The organism is Solirubrobacter ginsenosidimutans, assembly GCF_027587205.1.
The window spans coordinates 24,443-42,186 of the sequence record NZ_JAPDOD010000023.1; the positions used below are offsets into that span (position 1 = coordinate 24,443).

The following is a 17,744-nucleotide window of genomic DNA, read 5'->3' on the forward strand; positions in this document are numbered from 1 at the left end:
CGGACCTTCAGGCGCGAGTCGGCCGGCGTGTGCCGATCGGATCGGGAGGGCATCGACGTGCACGCGGTTGCCCGTTCGACCTCACCTACCCGCCGCTCCGGTGGTGCCTGTCGTGTCTGGGGCAGGCGGAATGATGGGTCTTGGGTCGCGGGCGTGCATCACGGCGGCCGTCACGATGCACCCGAGGACGAACATCCCGATCATGGCGACGGGCACCACGCCGATCGTCTTGGTGCCCCACTGGACGGCCTGCACGCAGCCTGAGGCGGTGGCCATGAGGACGCAAAGGGCGGTGACGTAGGTGACGATCTTCTTGGCGAAGGTCAGGATGGTGGAGGTCATGTGGCGGCCTCCAGCTCGATCGGGTTGTCCGAGGGGGGCTCGGGCTTCGTAAACGGGGCCAGGAGCCGGTACTCGTTGACCATCGTCCAGCCCTGGCGTGTCCGAGGTGCGGCGATTCGCTTCGGTGTGATGCTGAGAAGTCCGTGGTCGCGGAGCTCATCGATCCCCCGCTGCAGGGTGTCGGCGCTCACGCCGTACCAGCCCGAGGCGTGTTCCTTGCGCAGCTGGAACGGAACTTGAAGGTCCCGAGCGATCAGCAGCACGACAGTGCCCGAGAGCGAGAGCTTCTGGTGCCACTCGTCGAGGAAGTAGGCGAGCGGCAGCGTGAAGTAGTTGCCGGTAGGGCGGGTGTACTCCGTGCCCGAGCCGTCTTCGCGAAGCAAGAAGACACGGCGCAGACGCTTGTAGCGGTCCGAGCGGATCAGGCGCTCGGACTCCAGCCAGCTCCAGTTTCGGGAGATGGTCGCCTCCGCTCCTGGCTGCGTCTTGTCGAGCGCCCGGGCCCAAGCCATCGCGGGAAGCCACCCGTGCCAGGGGTCAGCGCGGGCCACGCAGTGCAACAGCAGGTAGAGCTGCAGGGCCAGTGGTCGTCGTTCCACCACGAATCGATGCAGTGGCCCTGGAGCACGGTCACCGCCTCGCTGCTGGAGGAACGAGGACCGGATGGGGGTACCCCGGCGCTGCTGGCCGGCCATAAGGTCTTCGCGGGTGCTTTGCGGCGTCGCGACTTCGCTCGAGGCGGGATCTGTGTTTGAGTTCGTCATGCCACAAACCTAGCGATGCCAGCGACGGTTACTACCGTGGCTGGACCGCCGACGTTTGCGCTACCAGCGGTAGTGGTTTTCAACGAGAGACAAGGCTGAGTAAATGCGTAGACAAAGCAAGACAATGCGAAGGAGGGCTGACATGTCGTGCCAGCGGCTGTTGGGCGCGCTCAGCGTGTCCGCGGGCATGAGGCCAATCGGGCTTCCATTGCGATCGCGTCATATGCGCGGCAACGGCCGTGCGAACGCCACCAGCACCGCCCGCAGGTCGGCGATCCGCTCGGCCAGCCCTTAGAGCAACGGCCGAGCGGCGACTGCAAGGACCTCGATCATCTGCCGGTTGGTCTTGATGTCCGTGAAGTGAAAGATCCGCGGCATCCGTGAGGTCGCGAGGCTAGCCACAGCTAGCCGCGTGTGTCGCGTCCGCGTTCGCCCAGAGGCCAGGACCTTCACCCGAGACGTCTCGTCCTGTGAAACCCCGCCCACCAATCGCGTGTGTGCGGGCCGGCGCCAACCCGCCCGTCCGCCCTCGCCGGAGCGGGGTGATTCCGTTCCAGACGCCGCCGGGCGTATTCCGTCGCCGCGGAACTGCGGATGATCACGCCGTGCGCATTCGTTTGTCCCGTCGTCCCCGTCGGCGGGCTTAAGCGGTATGGAACCCACTGCTCACCCTCAGCAGCCGCGGACCCGGCTCGCGCTTACCAAGGCCGAGGCGGCTCACGCGCTCGGCGTCAGCGTTGACTTCTTCGAGCAGCACGTGATGCACGAGTTGCGCATCGTGCGTCGCGGCCGCCGGCGCCTGATCCCGGTCGCCGAACTCACGAACTGGCTCGACAAGAGTGCCGAGAGGACTCTCGGGCGATGACGGCCACGAACCAGCCGGACATGACGGGAATCGAAGTCCGTCATGCGCGGCGCTGCAAGGCACGGCGCGGCGGGTCTTGTGACTGCTCGCCCTCGTACCGCGCGGCGGTGTGGAGCCAGCGCGACAAGCGCAAGATCCAGAGGACCTTCTCCACGCCTCGCGCGGCCAGGACCTGGCGAGAAGACGCCAAGACAGATCTGCGCCGAGGCGTGTTGCGAGTGCCGAGACCGACAACCGTGCGGGAGGTCGGCGATAAGTGGATCCGCGATGCGAAGGCCGGGACCGTCCGCAACCGCTCGGGCGACCAGTACAAGCCTTCGGTATTGCGTGGGTACGAGCAAGCGCTGCGTGATCGCATCTATCCGGACCTTGGCGGCGCGAAGCTCAGCGAGATCACCCGCCAGGACGTCCAGACGGTGGTTGACAGCCTGGACGAAACGGGTCTCAGCGCGTCGACGGTTCGCAACGCTCTGCTTCCGCTACGCGCTATCTGCCGGCGCGCACTCGCACGCGGCCAAATCACAGCCAACCCCACGACCGGACTCGAACTGCGCGCCGTCCGGTCATCACGCGACCGCGTCGCAGATCCGATCGAGGCAGCCGCTCTGATCGCCGCCCTTGACCTAGACCGCGCCCTGTGGGCGACCGCGATGTACGCCGGCCTCCGGCGCGGCGAACTGCGCGCCCTGCGTTGGTCCGACGTCGACCTCGCGAGTGGCGTCATCCACGTGCGACGTGGCTGGGACGCAGTCGAGGGCGAACTTGAGCCGAAGTCGCGCGCCGGCGTGCGCAAGGTTCCGATCGCCACGGCCCTCCGTCGCCACCTAGTCGAAGTCCACGAAGACACCACGGCCCTCGCATTCGGCATCGATCCCGAGCGACCGTTCGAGCCCTGGTCCGTCGCCGATCGCGCGACCAAGGCCTGGAAGCAGGCGGAGTTGACAAGGATCACGCTCCACGAGTGCCGTCACACGTTCGCGAGCCTGATGATCGCCGCCGGCGTCAACGCCAAGGCACTCCAGGTGTTCATGGGGCACGCCTCGGTCAGCATCACACTCGACCGATACGGGCACCTCTTCCCCGGCTCTGAGCAGCAGGCTGGCGTCCTGCTCGACCAGTACCTTGAACGCACGCAGATCAAGTCACACGTACCCACGGATCCCGATCGCGGGGAAACCGCGGGGAAGTCTTGACCCCCCTGGAGCGGTTTCCAACGGCCCCAGGCGGCACTCACGCATGATGATGAATTATCCCTCTGACCCTCTGAAAAGCCCTGGTGGGCTTCGGTTTCTCGCGAAGCGGAGCGGCGCAGGAATCGAACCTACCCACCGCCGGGCTACGACGGCTCACCGGTTTTGAAGACCGGCTGGGGCACCAGCCCCGGCCACTCCGCGAAGGAGGCTAACCCGGGTCGCCAAGGTCCGGGCAAGGAAGCGCCAAAGCGGGTCGGACAGGCTGCTCGGTATATGGAGCCCATCCTCGACATCGCCGACCTGGCCCAGCGACGGGAGGCCGCCGAGGCCACCGCCGCCGGTGCCGCGCTCTTCTACGCGTTCGGCAACTTCTGTGCGCTGGCGGCGAAGCCCGATCTGGCCTCACTGCAGGCGATGAACCGCCTGAAGGGGCGGCCGCTGGATCAGGTGGGCAGCGTCACGACGACGCCGGAGCGGACGAAGCTCGCGTTCGACTGGGACGCGATCGCGCTGCCGTGGAGCGCGCTCGTGGCCGTGATGGGCGACCTGCACACGCTCGGGCCGATCGGGTTCAGAGGGCCGGCGGCCGAGATGATCCCCGACCATCTGACCGTCACGGACGACGGCATCCGCACCGTCCAGGTGATCTCTCCCGGCGACGTGTGCCCGAGCAATGCGCTCGTCGCCGAGATCCTCGACCTGATCGGAGAGGACATCCTCTACATCACGTCGGCGAACACGTCGAGCCACGTCTCCAAGCAGATCGAGGCGGCGCACTTCGAGATCCGGGAGATCCAGCGCGAGTTCGGGCACCGCGACGACGTCGTGCTGATCGGCCATCGCAACGAGCGGCAGGTCCGCCGCCAGTACCCGCGCCACCTGCCGTGCAGCACGTCGATCGTCGCGTTCCACACGGGCCGGCTCGTGCTCGAGCGCCTCGGCTCGCTCGACGCCCACATCATCGAGCAGGTCGCCAACCGCCACGGCCTCGAACTCGAGATCGGCCCCAAGGCCCAAGAGCGCGTCCCGGTTCGCAAGCCGGCGCGGCCCGCGCTGCCGCTCCGCCGCACGCGCGCGCCCCGCGCCCGGCGAGCACACCGAATTCACGCGTAACACACGACTCCGTCACATCCCGGCGCCAAGCCGGTCATAGCGTCGCCGCCCTACCGACTGAAAGGACGACGCATGACCCGTTTCGTGCGCGCCGGGGTGGCGATGGGCTTCGTGCTCGCGCTCCTCGTCGCCGCTGTGGTGCGAGCGAGCGATGCCCCCACGGGCGCGCCCAGCTTCGACGCGAAGAGCAACCGCTTCACCCTCGCGGTGATCCCGGACACGCAGTACCTGTTCGACAACGAGGCCGGGGACTCCGAGCCGGTCACGGACGCCCTGAAGTGGATGGTCGACAACCGCGCCGACCAGAACATCGCGTTCGCCGCCGGCCTCGGCGACGTGACGCAGGACGGGCTCGAGAACGAGGTCGCGCGCGCCGACGACGCGTTCAAGATCCTCGACCGCGGCAAGTTGCCGTACAGCGTGCTGGCCGGCAACCACGACATCCCCGGCTCCAACGACAACCGCCCGGCGACGCCGTACAGCAAGTACTTCGGCCCGGCGCGTTACGCGAACGACCCGACGTTCGTCGGCGCGTACGGCACCAACGGCTACGACACCGCCCACAAGTTCACGGCCGCCGGCCGTGAGTGGCTGGTGCTCTCGATGGACTGGGTCTCGAGCGACCAGGGCATCGCGTGGGCGCAGTCGATCCTCGATGCGAACAAGAAGGTGCCGACGATCCTGACGACGCACGACCTGCTCGGCGGCGCGAACGCGAGCGGCGTCTCCAGCCTCAGCGGCAACGGCAACAACCTGTGGACCAAGCTGGTCAAGAAGAACGATCAGATCATCCTCGGCATCGGCGGCCACAACTGGCCGGTGGGCCGCACGACGATGACCAACGACTTCGGTCACACGGTCTACCTCAACCTCGCCGACTACCAGGACATGTACTACGGCGGCGCCGGCATCATCCGCACGTACGCGTTCGACATCGACCGCAACACGATCGACGTGTCGACCTTCTCGCCGTGGATCCAGAACCAGCCGGAGTCCGATCGCAACGCCTACGAGCGCGAGATGCTGGAGAAGACCGGCCCCGAGTCGCGCTTCAACCTCTCCGTCGACTTCAAGGCGCTCGCGCAGCGCCTGGACCCGAAGCCGGCCCCGACCGAGGTCGCCACCGACGCGCTCAAGGTCCCGGGCACGGTCGCCCTGTGGCGCCCGTCCGGCACCGGCAACGTCACCAAGCTCGACGACCTCAGCGGCAACGGCAACGACCTGACGCCCGCCACGCTCAACGGCTCGACCGGCGAGCAGACGCAGGTCTCCCTCCAGGACGACCACGGGGACACGCAGCCGTCGGCGAAGTCGCTGAAGTTCACCTCGAACAAGAGCCAGCACCGCGGCACGTACCTGCGCACCGCCGACAACGCCCCGCTGAACGCGAACCAGTTCAAGTCGGGCTACACGATCGAGGCCTACATCAAGGTCCCGGCGGGCTGCTGCTCCGGCCACGACTGGATGGGCATCCTCGGCCAGCAGGGCACCGGCGCCGACATCGGCCGCACGCAGAGCGACCCGGGTGAGGGCACGATCGAGCTCGCGCTGTCCGGCGGCCCGGAGCTGCAGTGGGCGGTCTGGCCGACCAACCGCGGCGATATCACCACCGCCTGGGGCCACAGCATGGCGACCAACCGCTGGACGCACATCGCCGTCACCAACGACGGCCGCTACACGGACCTCTACATCGACGGCGCGCTGATGGGCCGCAACCCGATGGTCCCGGCGATCGGCCTCGGCAACTCCGGCAAGTACTGGATGCTCGGTGCGATCGACTACGCCAACGTCGTCGAGCAGACGTTCGACGGGCTGATCGGCGACGTCCGCATCGTCGACCACGCACTGCCGGCGTCGCAGTTCATGAACGCCGCCCGCGCGCCCAAGCCGGCCGCGACGCCCACCCGCGTCGACCTCGTGAACAAGACCGTCGAGGTCGCCGTCGACGGCACCGCGACCAGCGCCCGCGCCGAAGTCATCGAGGGCCACACCGGCGAGCGCTACAAGCTCGGCAGCGTCGCGGTCTCCAGCGGCAAGGCCACGTTCGCGCTCAGCGACGTCCAGTACGCCGGCGTGGGCGACGGCGCCCGCGTCGAGATCACGCTCGACAACGGCCCGCTGACCACGCTGCACCTGCGTGCCGGCGACAAGCAGTTTCAGCCCACGCTCCAGACGCCGGCCGACGCCAACACCGGCGGCACCGTTCCCGCCGTCCTCTCCCTGACGCTCGGCAACGCGGCGAGCTTCGGCGCGTTCATCCCTGGCGTCGCCAAGGAGTACTCGGCGACGACGGTCGCCAACGTCGTCAGCACGGCCGCCGACGCGGCGCTCACGGTCGCCGACCCGAGCACCGACCACACCGGCTACCTGGTCAACGGCACGTTCGCGCTCGCCTCGCCGATCCAGGGCCTCGGCACGATCAAGTCGTACTCCGGCCCGGTCTCCAACGACGCGGTGCCGGTCACGTTCAAGCAGGCCGTAGGCGCCAACGAGGCACTGCGCACCGGTGCGTACAGCAAGACGCTGACGTTCACGCTCTCGACGACCAACCCGTAGTCGTCGGTTCTCCGCCACCCGGCGTGCGGAGATCCACATAGGCCGGTGCGGGAGCCGCTGGAAGGCTCCCGCACCATGCCCATGAGATTGCTGTTCGTCGCCTCCGCGCTGGCGACGTTCGTCCTGATTCCGAGCGCGCAAGCCGCGACGTACTGCGTCGGCGACCCGACCTGCCAAGGCGTCGCCGAGCCGACGCTGACCGCCGCGCTGACCGCCGCGGACCAGACGCCCGAGCTCGACGCGATCGAGCTCGGGATCGGCGAGTACACCGGCCACTTCAAGAACGCGGCCGGGCGGCCCGTGCGGATCTCGGGCATGGGTCCGTTGACGACGATCGCCCCGGACGTCAACAACGCCCCCGCCCTGACGATCACCGGCTCCTCGTCCACCGTCTCGAACGTCGGCGTCGAGCTCGGCCACTCGACCGTCCTCGGGATGGGCATGCGGCTGGACGGCGGCGCGAGCGGCGACGGGATCACCGTCACGGCGGCGTCCGGAGCCATCAACGACACCGGGATCGAGCTCGGCGCGGGCGCGAGCCTGACGCGGACCGACATCCGCCTCGGCGGCCTTCTGCTCGGGATGATCGGCGTCAAGATCAGCGGCGACGGTGTCACGGTCTCCGATCTCGACATCAATGCCGCGATCGGCGTGTATGGGCTCGGCGACGCGGTCGTGCGCCGAACGCGGATCGCCTCGGCCGCGACCGGCATGAACCTCTCCGGCGGGAACACGCGCGTGTCGAGCACGCTGCTCGACGTCCGCGAAGGCGGGCACGGCATCGACGCGTCGGCGCGCGCCGACGTCGCGCAGGTGACGATCGTCGGTGCGGACACGCCGGGCCGCATCGGCCTGCGGGCGACCGGCTCCGGCGCGCTGAAGGTCCGCGACTCGATCGTGGCCGGGATGCAGACCGCCTACAGCGCGGGCGCGCCCGCCACCATCAGCCTCGACCACGTCGTCCGTGACCCCGCGGCGAAGGAGATCGGCGCCGTGGTCGACGCGAACCCGATCACGATCGCGCCGCAGTTCGCCGGTCTCGGGACCGCGCCGTTCGCGCTCGCCCCGGGATCGGCGCTCGTCGACACGGGTTCCGACGCGCCGCTCGCGGCCGACGAGTCCGCGTGGGACCTCAGCGGCGACCCGCGGATCTCCGACGGGACCGGGGACTGCGTCGCCCGCCGCGACCCCGGCGCCTACGAGACGGCGGCCGCCCCCTGCGTCCCGGTCGCGCCCGCCGCCACGCCGGCGCCGGTCGCGACCCCCGCCCCGCCGACGGCGCCGCCCGCCAACACCGACCGCACCGCGCCCAAGCTCACCAAGCTCAAGCTCACGCGCGCGAAGCTCACCTTCACGCTCAGCGAGGCCGCGACCGCCAAGGTCACCGTCCAGCGCAAGCGCGGCAAGCGCTACGTCATCGCGCGCAAGCTCACCAAGACGAGCCGCGCCGGGGCCAACTCAGTCGCGCTGCGCCTCCGCACCGGCCACTACCGCGTCCTCGTCGACGTCGTCGACCTCGCCGGCAACCGCGTCAGCGCCCACCGGAGTCTCTGACGAGGCGGCACGGGCCCGCTTGCGCCGCGGGCCCTTGACCTTCATCTCCTGCGCGAGGAAGTAGGAGCCGATGACGAAGACCGCGGCGGCGAGCTGCGCGCCGATCGTCTCGATCGTCGGGTAGACGCCGAGCCACAGCCCGGGCCAGTAGGGCAGGTCGATCTCCAAGGGCGTGATCGGCACCCAGCCCGTGCCCTGCATGGTCCGGACGGTCTGCCCGACCATCACCACGAGCACGAAGCCGATGAAGACGCCGGTGACGATCAGCATCTTCTTGTAGGGCAGCTTGCGCTGGAAGTAGAACGTGACGGCGCCGACGGCGAACGTCATCGCCAGGCCGAGGCCGGCGCCTTCCAGAACGGTCGCGGTACCGGCGCTGAGCTGCAGCGACTGCAGGAAGAGCACGGTCTCGAAGCCCTCGCGGTACACGCTCGTGAGACCGAGCACGAACAGGCCGAACGCCTGCGCGGAGACGAAGCCCCGCTTCTCGAGCTGCTCGTAGCGCTTGCGCTGGCGGTGGAACTTGGCGATCCACTCCGACCAATAGACCTTGTGGAAGAACCAGTTGGTGATCAGCAACAGCACGGCGATCGCCACTAGGCCCACCACCGCCTCGAGCTTCTCGCCGTACTGGTCGAGCGAGTGCAGCAGCGTCTGGGCCAACACCCAGGTGAAGATCGAGACGCCGAGGCCTGCCAGCGCGCCGACGAAGACCGGGCGCCGCAGCCGGCGGCGCAGGCCGACCATCGAGGCGGTGATGGCGGCGAGGATCAGCACGCCCTCCAGGCCTTCGCGGAAGACGATGATCGCCGAGTTGGTGATCACCGTCGTCTTGTTCGCCGAGTCGCCGAGCGTCGCCGCCGCGTCGGCCAGCTTCTGGTCGAGCACGAGCCGCGTCTCGCGGATGTCGCGCCGCGCCGCGCGCTTGGCGATCTGCTTGGCGAGACCGTCCTGATCGCCGGTGCCGAACCAGATCAGACCCTCGATGTCGAGCGCGAGGCCCGGGTCGAACGAGCGCAGCCGGCGCTCCGGGCCGAACTCGAAGAACGCGTACGCCTCCAGCCGCGCGCCCTCGGCCTGGCGATACTGCCCGGCGCCGGCGGCGGCCTCCATGCGGTCCAGCGTCAGCCCGATCAGGTCGTAGTCGGACTCGTCGGTCTTCTCGGTCCACGGCTTCGGCATCGCGGCGCGCAGCGCCGTGTCGACCTGGGCGGTGACCTTCTCGACCTGGGCGTGCTCGGGCACGCCCTCCTTCTGCTTGGCGGCGATCGTGACCAGCCGGCCCAGCTCGGTGAGTGCCGCGGCCGCGGCCTCGGTCCGCGCGCGGTCGCGCTTGGCGAGCTGGTCGCGGAGGTCGCCGAACGCGCCAACGGCGGCGGTGCGGAAGGCGACGGCCTCGGTGATCTCGAAGTCGCGCGTGACGCGGTCGCCCTTGGTCCCGCGGCCGTACTCGACCGGGACGAGCGAGAGGAACTGCAGGAGCTGCTGCGCGCGCCGGGCGGCCTCCTCGGGCGTGAAGGGCGCGGCGGTGAAGCCTTCGAGCGACTTCTCGGCCGCGTCGAGTGCGGGGCCGAGGCCATCGCCCGCGGTGGGAAGCGCCGCGAACGCGGCCGACGCCTGCTCCTCGGCGGCCTTGCCCCGATCCTCGGCGTAGCGCGGGGCGAGGATCGTGAAGTAGCCCGCGGCCTGCGCGGCGGCTTCCGCGCGGCGCACGGGGAAGTCCTGCTCGATGCCGTGGCGAGCGTCGTTGATCAGGTCGCGCAGCCGGGCCTGGTAGGCATCCAGCAGGTCCTTGTTGACGGCCTGGGTTGCCGCCTCGGCGGTGATCTTGCCGCGGGCGAGCTGGTCGAGCGCGAGCGTCCCCTGCGCGCCCGGGCGGGTGAAGCGCGTGGAGGTCCGGTACTCGCGCAACAGCAGCCAGCGCTTGGCGGTCGCGGCGTCTCCGCGCCGGGTGGCGTCGGTGATGACGGCGTAGGCGCCGCGGAAGAGCCCGGCGCGGGTCGCTCCGCGGGCGGAGGCGAGCGCGGTCTGATCGTCCGCGCGCACGGCCTTGGCCGCGGCGCTCAGCCCGTCCTCGATCGCCTGGTCGGCGGCCGGATCGGCCTTGCGGATCGTGCTGCGCAGGCCACCGTCATAGGCGCCCACTGCCCGCGCGACGTCCTTGGTCGCCGCGCCCTGGCCGTCGAGCACCAGCTCGGTCTGGGCATCGAACAGGCCATCGGTGACGCGGCCCGCGTCCTGCCACGGCGCGTCGGCGGCGTGCGCCGCCGACGGAGCGAGCAGGAAGGCGGCGGCCGCCGCGAAGGAGACGAGACGGCGACCGCGCACCGGGTCAGTCCTCCAGCTTGAGCCCGAGCTGGCCCGCGGCCTGGGAGACCTGGCCGGCGATGGCCTCGGCGTTGCGCTGGGCCTCGGTGCCGAGCGTGTCGGCGTCGGAGGCGGTGAACTTCTTGCCGCCCTCCTCCTCGCTCAGCAGGCGCCCGGCGAACTCGTGCAGCTTGGCCAGGTCGGTCTTGGTCTGCGCGGCCTGGTCGGCGTTGACCTTCTCGACGCTCGGCTGGATCGAGTCGTAGATCAGGACGATGCCGCCGAGGATGTCGCGGATGTCGCTCAGGCGCGAGGTGGCGACGAAGCCCTTCTCCTCGGCCTTGCCGCCGGCGATGAAGCGGGAGTTCTTCCACGCGTCGAAGTACTCGGACATCGTCGGGGTCATCACGACCACCGCGGTGTAGGCGTCCTCGAGCGTCGGCTGCCACTCCTTCGCCTTGGTGTCGAGCTCCTTGGCGTACTTGAGGAAATCCGTCGTCGCGGCGAGCAGGAAGTCCGCGTCCGGGAGCGCCTCGGGGAACGTGACCTTGCCGTCGCCGTCGAGGTCGGGCGTCACGCCCTTGACCTGGAACTTCGGCTCCGTGCCGAAGACGGAGGTCTCGACGAGCGCGAAGAAGTTGCCGGGCTGCTTGTACTCCTTGCCGGCCTTCGTGGTCAGGCTGAACGGCACCGCGCTCTCCGGGTCCGAACCGTCGGAGCCGGCGTCGATGATCACGTCGTAGTCCGCGAGCGACGGGACGCCGGCGACGACGCCCTCCATCTCCTCGTAGGCCGGGTTTGCCTGGATGTGGGCGCCCTGGAGCTCCTTGAGCGCCGTCTGGACCTCCGCGCGGTTGTCCTTGAGCAGCTTCGCGTAGTCGAAGTCCGCCGCCTCGGCGAGGTTGTAGTACTCCTGCGCGTCGCGGTTGAGCAGCTCGACGGAGGTGACCAGGCGATCGGTGTGCTCGAGCAAGTAGTCCTTGATCGGGGCGAGATCGACGTTGGCGGCCGCGGCCGGAGTGGCCTTGGGCGTGGTTTCGTTCGACGTGTCATCGCCGCCGCAGCCAACGAGGGCGAGGCAGCCGACGACCAGGAGAGTGAAGAAGCGGCGCATGACTCCAGTGCGGGTTGTTAGGGCACCCAAACGCGTTAGGCGCGCCTAATTCCTAGCACAGAAGTCGGGATAGTGCAGCCTCGCGCTCCGGGCTCATCTTCCCTGGACGATGCTCGGATCGCCACTCATCCAGCTCCGCTTCACCGCCGTTTTCCAGCCACGTTGCAATGTCGGCGACGGTCTCGCCGACCGGTCTCGTCCGCAGCCCGGCCGCCTGCGCTTTCTCGGTGCCGATGTGCCAGGTCCCCTCGAAGCGCTCGGGCAGCCAGAGCGGGAACTCCATCCACGGCTCGACGCCCGCCTCCTCGAGCTTGTCCTCGGGGATCCAGCGCAGATCGGCGTCGGGATCGGCGGCGCGCAGCAGCTCCTCCATCGTCGTCTGCCCGATCGGCGCGGTGCCGTTGAAGGCGCCGGCGATCCGAAGCTCTGCGAGATCGAGCATCCAGCTCGCGAGATCGCGGGCGTCGATGATCTGCAGCGGCCGGTCGGGGCGTCCCGGCGCCGGGACGGCTCCGCCTTCGCGGACCCGCCGCACCCACCACGGCAGCCGGAAGATGTTGTCGTGCGGGCCGACGATCAACCCGGCGCGCACGACGGCGCCGCCGCGCGCGAGCACGAACCGCTCCGCCGCGGCCTTGTCGGGTCCGTAGCCCTCGCCGTCCTCCCAGGTGGGCGAGTCCTCGTCGACGGGCTTGTCGGGCCAGTCCGGGTAGGCGTTGCAGGAGGACACGAACACGTAGTGGCCGATGTCGAGCGCGCTCGAGGCGTCGACCTGCGCCGGGTCGTAGCCGGAGGTGTCGATCGCGGCGTCCCAGGCGCGACCTTGCAACGGCGTGACGTCGGCGCGGTCGCCGATCACGTGCTCGACGCCGTGCGGAGCCGTTCCGTGCCGGCCGCGCGTGAAGATCGTGACCTCGTGTCCGCGGGCGAGCGCCGCGTCGACGACGTGACGGCCGAGGAAGACCGTTCCGCCGAGAATAAGCAACCGCATGGTTGCCTATGGTAGCCCGTGTTCCAGTGCTCCCTTGACCGAGGCGTCGAGCGCGTTCAAGCGGTACAGCGCGAGCGCCTCGGCGGAGCCGAACCGGCCGCCGGGCGCGTTCTGCGGCCCGTGGTGGGTGAGCACGCAGTGGGCGAGGGCGAGCCGGCGGTCGTCGGGCAGCTCGAACGCGTCGAGGATGCGCTGCCCGAGGACGACGTGGCCGAGCAGCCGCCCTTCGTCGGTCAGGCCGATCTCGGCGCCGTAGGTGAACTCGCGCGTCTTGCCGAGGTCGTGCACGAGCGCGGCGGTGAGCAGCAGGTCCGGATTCAGACGCGGGTGCAGCTGGGCGCACTCCAAGGCCAGGGTGCCGACCGCGACGGTGTGTTCCAGCAACCCGCCGAGGTAGGCGTGATGGCCGCCGCGGGTGCACGGGGCGCGACGCCACTCCGCGCGCAGCCCGTCGTCGGCGAGCAGGCGCTGGAGCAGTTGGGCATAGGCCGGGTCATGCACCTCCCGCGCGAGGTGCTCGAGGAAGCCCTCGAGCTCGTCGACGTTGCGGTACGCGACGGGCAGGAACGCCGCGGGATCGGCCTGCTCGGCCCGGATGATGTTGCGGATCTCCAGCTGCAGCTCGTCCCGGAAGCGGTCCACCCGCCCGGCGACGCGGACGAGGTCGCCGCGGTCGAAGCGCCCGGACAACACGTCGGCGTCCTTGAACGCGCGGGCCTGGATCGCCCCGGTCTTGTCGCGCAGCTCGAGCGCGAGGTACGGCGACCCCGAACGCGCCGTCAGCCGGTCCTTACGCGAACACGCGAAGACGGCGTCGACCATGTCGCCGGCGCGCAGGCCGGCGATCGTGACCTCCGCTGAGGGCGGTGTGGACATCCCATCCATGGTGGCCGACGCAGCGGACGCGGTACCGTGGATCTGATGCAGCCCTTGCGTTGGGAACGCCGTCCTGACGGGCTTCGCGCCCCGGCGATGGTCTGCGCGTTCAAGGGCTGGAACGACGCGGGCGAGTCCGCGACCTCCGCCCTGACCTTCATCGCCGGGAGCCTGGGTGCCGAGGCCTTCGCCCGGATCGACCCCGAGGACTTCGTCGATTTCCAGGCCACACGGCCGATGGTGCGGTTGGAGGACGGCGTCTCGCGGACGATCGACTGGCCCGAGTTCGAGGTCCACGCCGTCCGCATCCCGCGCGCCCCGCGCGACCTCGTCCTCCTTTCGGGCCCGGAGCCGGCGTTCCGCTGGCGCACGTTCACCAAGATCGTCGTCGACCTCGCCGAAGCGCTCAACGTCCAGATGGCCGTGCTGCTCGGCGCGCTGCTGGCCGACGTGCCGCACTCGCGACCGGTCAGCGTCTCCGCCCATGCGACCGATCCGGGGCTGATCCAGCGGCTCGCGCTGCAGCCGCCGAGCTACGAAGGCCCGACGGGCATCGTCGGCGTGCTCCACCAGGCGTTCCAGGACGCGGGCCTGCCCGCGGCCTCGCTGTGGGCGGCGGTGCCGCACTACGTCGCGGTCGCGCCGAACCCGAAGGGCGCTTTGGCGCTCCTGCGGCGCTTGGAGTCCCTCGTGGGTGTGACGGTCGACGCGACCGACCTCGAGGACGCCGCCAACGACTACGAGCAGCAGGTCTCGCGTGCGGTCGAGCTGGACCCGGACGTGCAGGCGTTCGTCGAGCGCCTCGAGCGCGCGGCCGACGAGGAGTCAGGCCGCCCGGACCCGGGCTCCCTGCCCTCCGGCGACGTCCTCGCGCGCGAGTTCCAGCGCTTCCTCAGGCAGCGCGGCGAGCAGTAATCACCTTTCGGCAGCCGGACACGCGATCCGGTAGTCGCACATCGAGCAGGCCGACCAGCTCGGTGTCGGCTCGAAGCCCTGGGAGAGGATGCCGTCGGCGACGGTGTTGACGGTCTCGGTGATCCAGTCGCGGTCGTGCTCGGAGCGCTCGACCGGCACCTTCTCGTCGTCGAGGACGTAGTAGTAGGACTGCGACGCGGCCTCGAGCTCCCACGACTCGCGCGCGCCGACCGCGTAGAGCGAGAGCTGGACGTCCTCGCGCAGCTGGGCGGCGGTCTTGGGCCGGCCGGTCTTGTAGTCGATCAGCTCGTAGCCGCCGTCGGGCAGGCGATCGACGCGATCGACGCGTCCCCGGAGCAGGTGCGGGCCGAGCCGGAACTGGAAGGCGCGCTCGAACCACACCGGCTCGCCGTCCTCCTCCTTGAAGCGATCGTGGTAGCGGACGAGCGCCTGCGTCGCCTTGGCGCGGAACTGCCGCTCCTCCTCGGAGTCGCCGAACCCGCCGCGCCGCCAGCCGGCCTCGAGGAGACCGAGCATCTCCGGCAGGCCCGCCTCGTTCGCGCCGCCGTGGAAGCGCTCCAGGACCTGGTGGACGAGGATGCCGAAGCGCTGGTTCATCGTCGGCTCGTTCGGGATCCGGAAGACGCGCGCGAACTTGTACTTCAGCGGGCAGGTCCGGTAGGTCTCGATGTCGGTGGCGGAGAGCAGCAGGCCGCCGCCGCGCTTGGGCAGGAACGGCTCCAGCGACGGCTCGTTGCGGGCGGCGACGGCCCGGGCGCGCAGGCGTTCGTCGCGCTCGGCGTCCAGCAGGTACTCGTCCAGGGAGGACGTCTCGAAGATCTCGCGCTGTTCGGAGGTGGAGGACTGCAGCAGGCGCAGGTTGATCTCCGGCAGCGCCTCCTCGACCGACTGCTCGCCCGTGCGGGTGCGCTCGAGCAGGGCGGAGAGCTTGATCAGCTCGAGGTAGCGGACGACCGCGTGGGAGACGTCGAGGTCGGTGTCGAAGCGCAGCTCGCCGAGCCGGCCGCCCACCTGCTGCACCGTCGTCAACAGCTCGTCGCGCAGGAGCCGGAACGTCGACTGCAGCGTCTCAGCAGGCCCGAAGAGCTCCTCTTCGCGGGGCTCCCACTCGCCCGCGACGGCCGCGCGCGCCTCCTCGGCGAACGGTGACGGCTGCTGCGCCGCGCCGCGGTCGGTCTTCTCCGGGTAGGCGAGGACGAGCCGCTTGCGGGCGCGGGTCATCGCCACATGGAGGAGCCGGCGCATCTCGGCGGCGTGGGCGGCGCGCGAGAGCGGCGGGACGGTCTCCTTGATCAGCGCGTCCGGGATCGGCTCCAGCGATTGCCGGCGGGGACCGGGCATGCGCGCGCTCATCAGGCCGAGCACGTAGACGTGATCGAACTCGTGGCCCTTGGCGTCGTGCATCGTCATCACCCGCACGCCGCGGGCGCGTTCGTCGTCGGTGGCCTCTTCCTCTCTGAGGCCCGCCTCGGCGACCGCGGCGATCGAGCGGGCGAACTCGCGCGCGGTGGCCTGCGGCGCGCGGCGCACGTAGGCGGCGGCGAGCTCCGCGAAGCGGGCGAGGTTGCGCAGCCGCTCCACGACCTCGGTCGTCGCCGCGAACAGCAGCTGCCGCCGCAGCCCGAGCCGCTCGATCAGCCGGTGCACGTAGAGATCGGGGCGCGACGAGTCCAGCGCGGCCGCCGCGCTGCGGTAGAGCTTGAGGAAGATGACGATCCGCTCGCGCGCCTCGGGCGGGATCTGCGGCGACTCCAGCGCGGCGGAGAGCGCCGCGACCATGTCGAGCTTGCGCCGGCGGGCGATCTGCGTCACGCGGGCGAGGTCGATCGCCCGCAGCTCGACCGGCGGGCGGGCGAGGGCGCGCACGACCGCGCCCGCGTCGCCCGGGTCCACCAGCAGCCGCAGCCAGGCGAGCAGGTCGCGCACCTCGGCGCGCTGGAAGAACGCCGCCGCGCCGGACAGGTGGTACGGCACCGCGCGCTCCTCGAAGGCGACCGCGATCGCCTGGCCCTCCGCGCGGACGGACCGCACGAGCACGCACACGTCCTCGGGTGCCACGTCCTCGCGTGAGACGAGCCGCTCGACCTCCGCCGCCACGGCCTGCGCCTGCGCGCGCTCGGAGGCGCAGCGCCAGAACGCGACCTCGCCGCCGGGAGCGCCCGGCGTCGCGCCGAGCGTCTTGTCGAGCCGGTCGTCGATCGGCTCGACCACGGCGCCGGAGGCGGCCAGCAAGCGGGCGCCGCTTCGGTGGGACTCGTTCAGGCGCGCGACCGTCGCCAGCGGCCACTCGGCCCGGAAGTCGCGGATGTTCTTCGTCGCCGCTCCTCGGAAGCGGTGGATCGCCTGGTCGTCGTCGGCGAAGGCGGTGATCCCGCCGTGCTCGGCGACGAGCAGCCGCAGCAGCAGGCCCTGGGCGAAGCTGGCGTCCTGCAACTCGTCGATGAGCACGTGGGTGTAGCGCGCGGACAGGCGCGAGCGCACGTGCGGCTTCTCCCGCAGCAGGCGGAACGCGTGCAGGACGAGGTCGCCGACGTCGAGCGCGCCCGCCTCGCCCAGCAGCCGGTCGTGGGCGGCGAACAGCTCCGCGAACTCGCGCTCGCGCGCACCGCGCGCGTCATCGGGCAGCGACGCCGCCCAGGCGCGGTAGTCGGCGGCGCTGATCAGCTCGTCCTTGAGCCGGTCGACGCGGCGGACGATCGCGCCCAGCGTCGCGCTCGGGTTGCCGCGCAGGTCGTGATGGCGCAGCGGCAGGTCGTCGATGCGCTCGAGCAGCATCGCGAGGCGGTCGGCGGCGGCGACCGGCGTCGCGAACGGGTCCAGGCCGGCCTCCAGCGCCTCGTCGCGCAGCAGCCGCGCGCACAGGCCCGGGAACGTCGTGACCGAGAGCTCCTCGTACGGGACGGTCATCCGGTCCTCGACGCGCTCGCGCAGGCGGTCCGCGGCGTTCTCGCCCAGCGTCAGCCCGAGAACCGATTCGGGCCCACCACCCACCCCCGCCGACGAGCGCTCGGCGAGCCAGGCGAAGCGTTCGACGAAGACCGTCGTCTTGCCGCTGCCGGCACCGCCGAGGACGAGCAGCGGGCCGCCGGCGTGCTCGACGGCCTCGCGCTGGGCGGAGGTCAGCACAGGCACC

At 70.5% G+C, this 17,744-nt stretch carries 12 protein-coding genes and 1 tRNA gene; 5 read left to right on the top strand and 8 right to left on the bottom strand.

Annotated elements, in window-relative coordinates; translation table 11 throughout:
• Positions 1 to 81 precede the first annotated feature (81 nt).
• Together OM076_RS22850 and OM076_RS22855 are read right to left on the bottom strand one after the other, a co-directional pair.
• Positions 82 to 342 (bottom strand): hypothetical protein, encoded by a 261-nt coding sequence (locus tag OM076_RS22850; RefSeq protein WP_270042392.1) that lies wholly within the window; start codon positions 340 to 342, stop codon positions 82 to 84.
• Positions 339 to 941, bottom strand: coding sequence for a hypothetical protein (locus tag OM076_RS22855; RefSeq protein ID WP_270042393.1), 603 nt, complete (start codon positions 939 to 941; stop codon positions 339 to 341). The genes OM076_RS22850 and OM076_RS22855 overlap by 4 nt, the downstream gene beginning before the upstream one ends.
• A gap of 1,026 nt (positions 942 to 1,967) precedes the next feature.
• Here OM076_RS22855 and OM076_RS22860 point away from each other — a divergent pair.
• A complete protein-coding gene (locus tag OM076_RS22860) occupies positions 1,968 to 3,164 on the top strand; it encodes a tyrosine-type recombinase/integrase (RefSeq protein ID WP_270042394.1) in 1,197 nt (398 codons plus the stop codon).
• 105 nt (positions 3,165 to 3,269) lie between these two features.
• Here the strand turns inward: OM076_RS22860 and OM076_RS22865 are convergent.
• Positions 3,270 to 3,362 (bottom strand) — tRNA-Sec (locus OM076_RS22865).
• Between the two features lie 75 nt (positions 3,363 to 3,437).
• On the opposite strand from OM076_RS22865, the gene OM076_RS22870 reads away from it, so the two are divergent.
• From OM076_RS22870 to OM076_RS22880, 3 genes are all read left to right on the top strand, one after another.
• Entirely contained in the window at positions 3,438 to 4,277 is an 840-nt protein-coding gene (locus OM076_RS22870) for a hypothetical protein (RefSeq protein ID WP_270042395.1), read from the top strand.
• Positions 4,278 to 4,349: 72 nt separating this feature from the next.
• Entirely contained in the window at positions 4,350 to 6,833 is a 2,484-nt protein-coding gene (locus tag OM076_RS22875) for a laminin G domain-containing metallophosphoesterase family protein (protein ID WP_270042396.1), read from the top strand.
• A 75-nt stretch (positions 6,834 to 6,908) separates the two neighbouring features.
• Entirely contained in the window at positions 6,909 to 8,387 is a 1,479-nt protein-coding gene (locus tag OM076_RS22880) for a right-handed parallel beta-helix repeat-containing protein (RefSeq protein WP_270042397.1), read from the top strand.
• Here OM076_RS22880 and OM076_RS46250 read toward each other — a convergent pair.
• Genes OM076_RS46250 through OM076_RS22900 form a run of 4 tightly spaced genes read right to left on the bottom strand, consistent with a single transcriptional unit; the run spans position 8,292 to position 13,675 of the window.
• Positions 8,292 to 10,715, bottom strand: coding sequence for an FTR1 family iron permease (locus OM076_RS46250; RefSeq protein WP_270042398.1), 2,424 nt, complete (start codon positions 10,713 to 10,715; stop codon positions 8,292 to 8,294). The genes OM076_RS22880 and OM076_RS46250 overlap by 96 nt on opposite strands.
• A 4-nt stretch (positions 10,716 to 10,719) precedes the next feature.
• The gene (locus OM076_RS22890; protein ID WP_270042399.1) at positions 10,720 to 11,808 is read right to left on the bottom strand and encodes an imelysin family protein; all 1,089 of its coding nucleotides are present in this window, start codon (positions 11,806 to 11,808) and stop codon (positions 10,720 to 10,722) included.
• 52 nt (positions 11,809 to 11,860) lie between these two features.
• On the bottom strand, positions 11,861 to 12,799 hold the full coding sequence (locus tag OM076_RS22895; RefSeq protein ID WP_270042400.1) for an NAD-dependent epimerase/dehydratase family protein: 939 nt from the start codon (positions 12,797 to 12,799) through the stop codon (positions 11,861 to 11,863).
• A gap of 6 nt (positions 12,800 to 12,805) precedes the next feature.
• On the bottom strand, positions 12,806 to 13,675 hold the full coding sequence (locus OM076_RS22900; RefSeq protein WP_270042401.1) for a 3'-5' exoribonuclease YhaM family protein: 870 nt from the start codon (positions 13,673 to 13,675) through the stop codon (positions 12,806 to 12,808).
• Positions 13,676 to 13,720: 45 nt separating this feature from the next.
• Between OM076_RS22900 and OM076_RS22905 the strand changes: the two genes are divergently transcribed.
• Complete coding sequence (locus OM076_RS22905) at positions 13,721 to 14,590, top strand: PAC2 family protein (RefSeq protein ID WP_270042402.1); 870 nt, start codon at positions 13,721 to 13,723, stop codon at positions 14,588 to 14,590.
• Here OM076_RS22905 and OM076_RS22910 read toward each other — a convergent pair whose 3' ends face one another.
• The gene (locus OM076_RS22910; RefSeq protein ID WP_270042403.1) at positions 14,591 to 17,743 is read right to left on the bottom strand and encodes an ATP-dependent helicase; all 3,153 of its coding nucleotides are present in this window, start codon (positions 17,741 to 17,743) and stop codon (positions 14,591 to 14,593) included.
• Position 17,744 lies beyond the last annotated feature (1 nt).

Bases quoted from the DNA above. Each gene is read 5' to 3' on its own strand.
- OM076_RS22850 (WP_270042392.1), bottom strand. From the start codon at position 342: ATGACCTCCACCATCCTGACCTTCGCCAAGAAGATCGTCACCTACGTC.
- OM076_RS22860 (WP_270042394.1), top strand. From the start codon at position 1,968: ATGACGGCCACGAACCAGCCGGACATGACGGGAATCGAAGTCCGTCAT.
- OM076_RS22870 (WP_270042395.1), top strand. From the start codon at position 3,438: ATGGAGCCCATCCTCGACATCGCCGACCTGGCCCAGCGACGGGAGGCC.
- OM076_RS22875 (WP_270042396.1), top strand. From the start codon at position 4,350: ATGACCCGTTTCGTGCGCGCCGGGGTGGCGATGGGCTTCGTGCTCGCG.
- OM076_RS22880 (WP_270042397.1), top strand. From the start codon at position 6,909: ATGCCCATGAGATTGCTGTTCGTCGCCTCCGCGCTGGCGACGTTCGTC.
- OM076_RS22890 (WP_270042399.1), bottom strand. From the start codon at position 11,808: ATGCGCCGCTTCTTCACTCTCCTGGTCGTCGGCTGCCTCGCCCTCGTT.
- OM076_RS22895 (WP_270042400.1), bottom strand. From the start codon at position 12,799: ATGCGGTTGCTTATTCTCGGCGGAACGGTCTTCCTCGGCCGTCACGTC.
- OM076_RS22900 (WP_270042401.1), bottom strand. From the start codon at position 13,675: ATGTCCACACCGCCCTCAGCGGAGGTCACGATCGCCGGCCTGCGCGCC.
- OM076_RS22905 (WP_270042402.1), top strand. From the start codon at position 13,721: ATGCAGCCCTTGCGTTGGGAACGCCGTCCTGACGGGCTTCGCGCCCCG.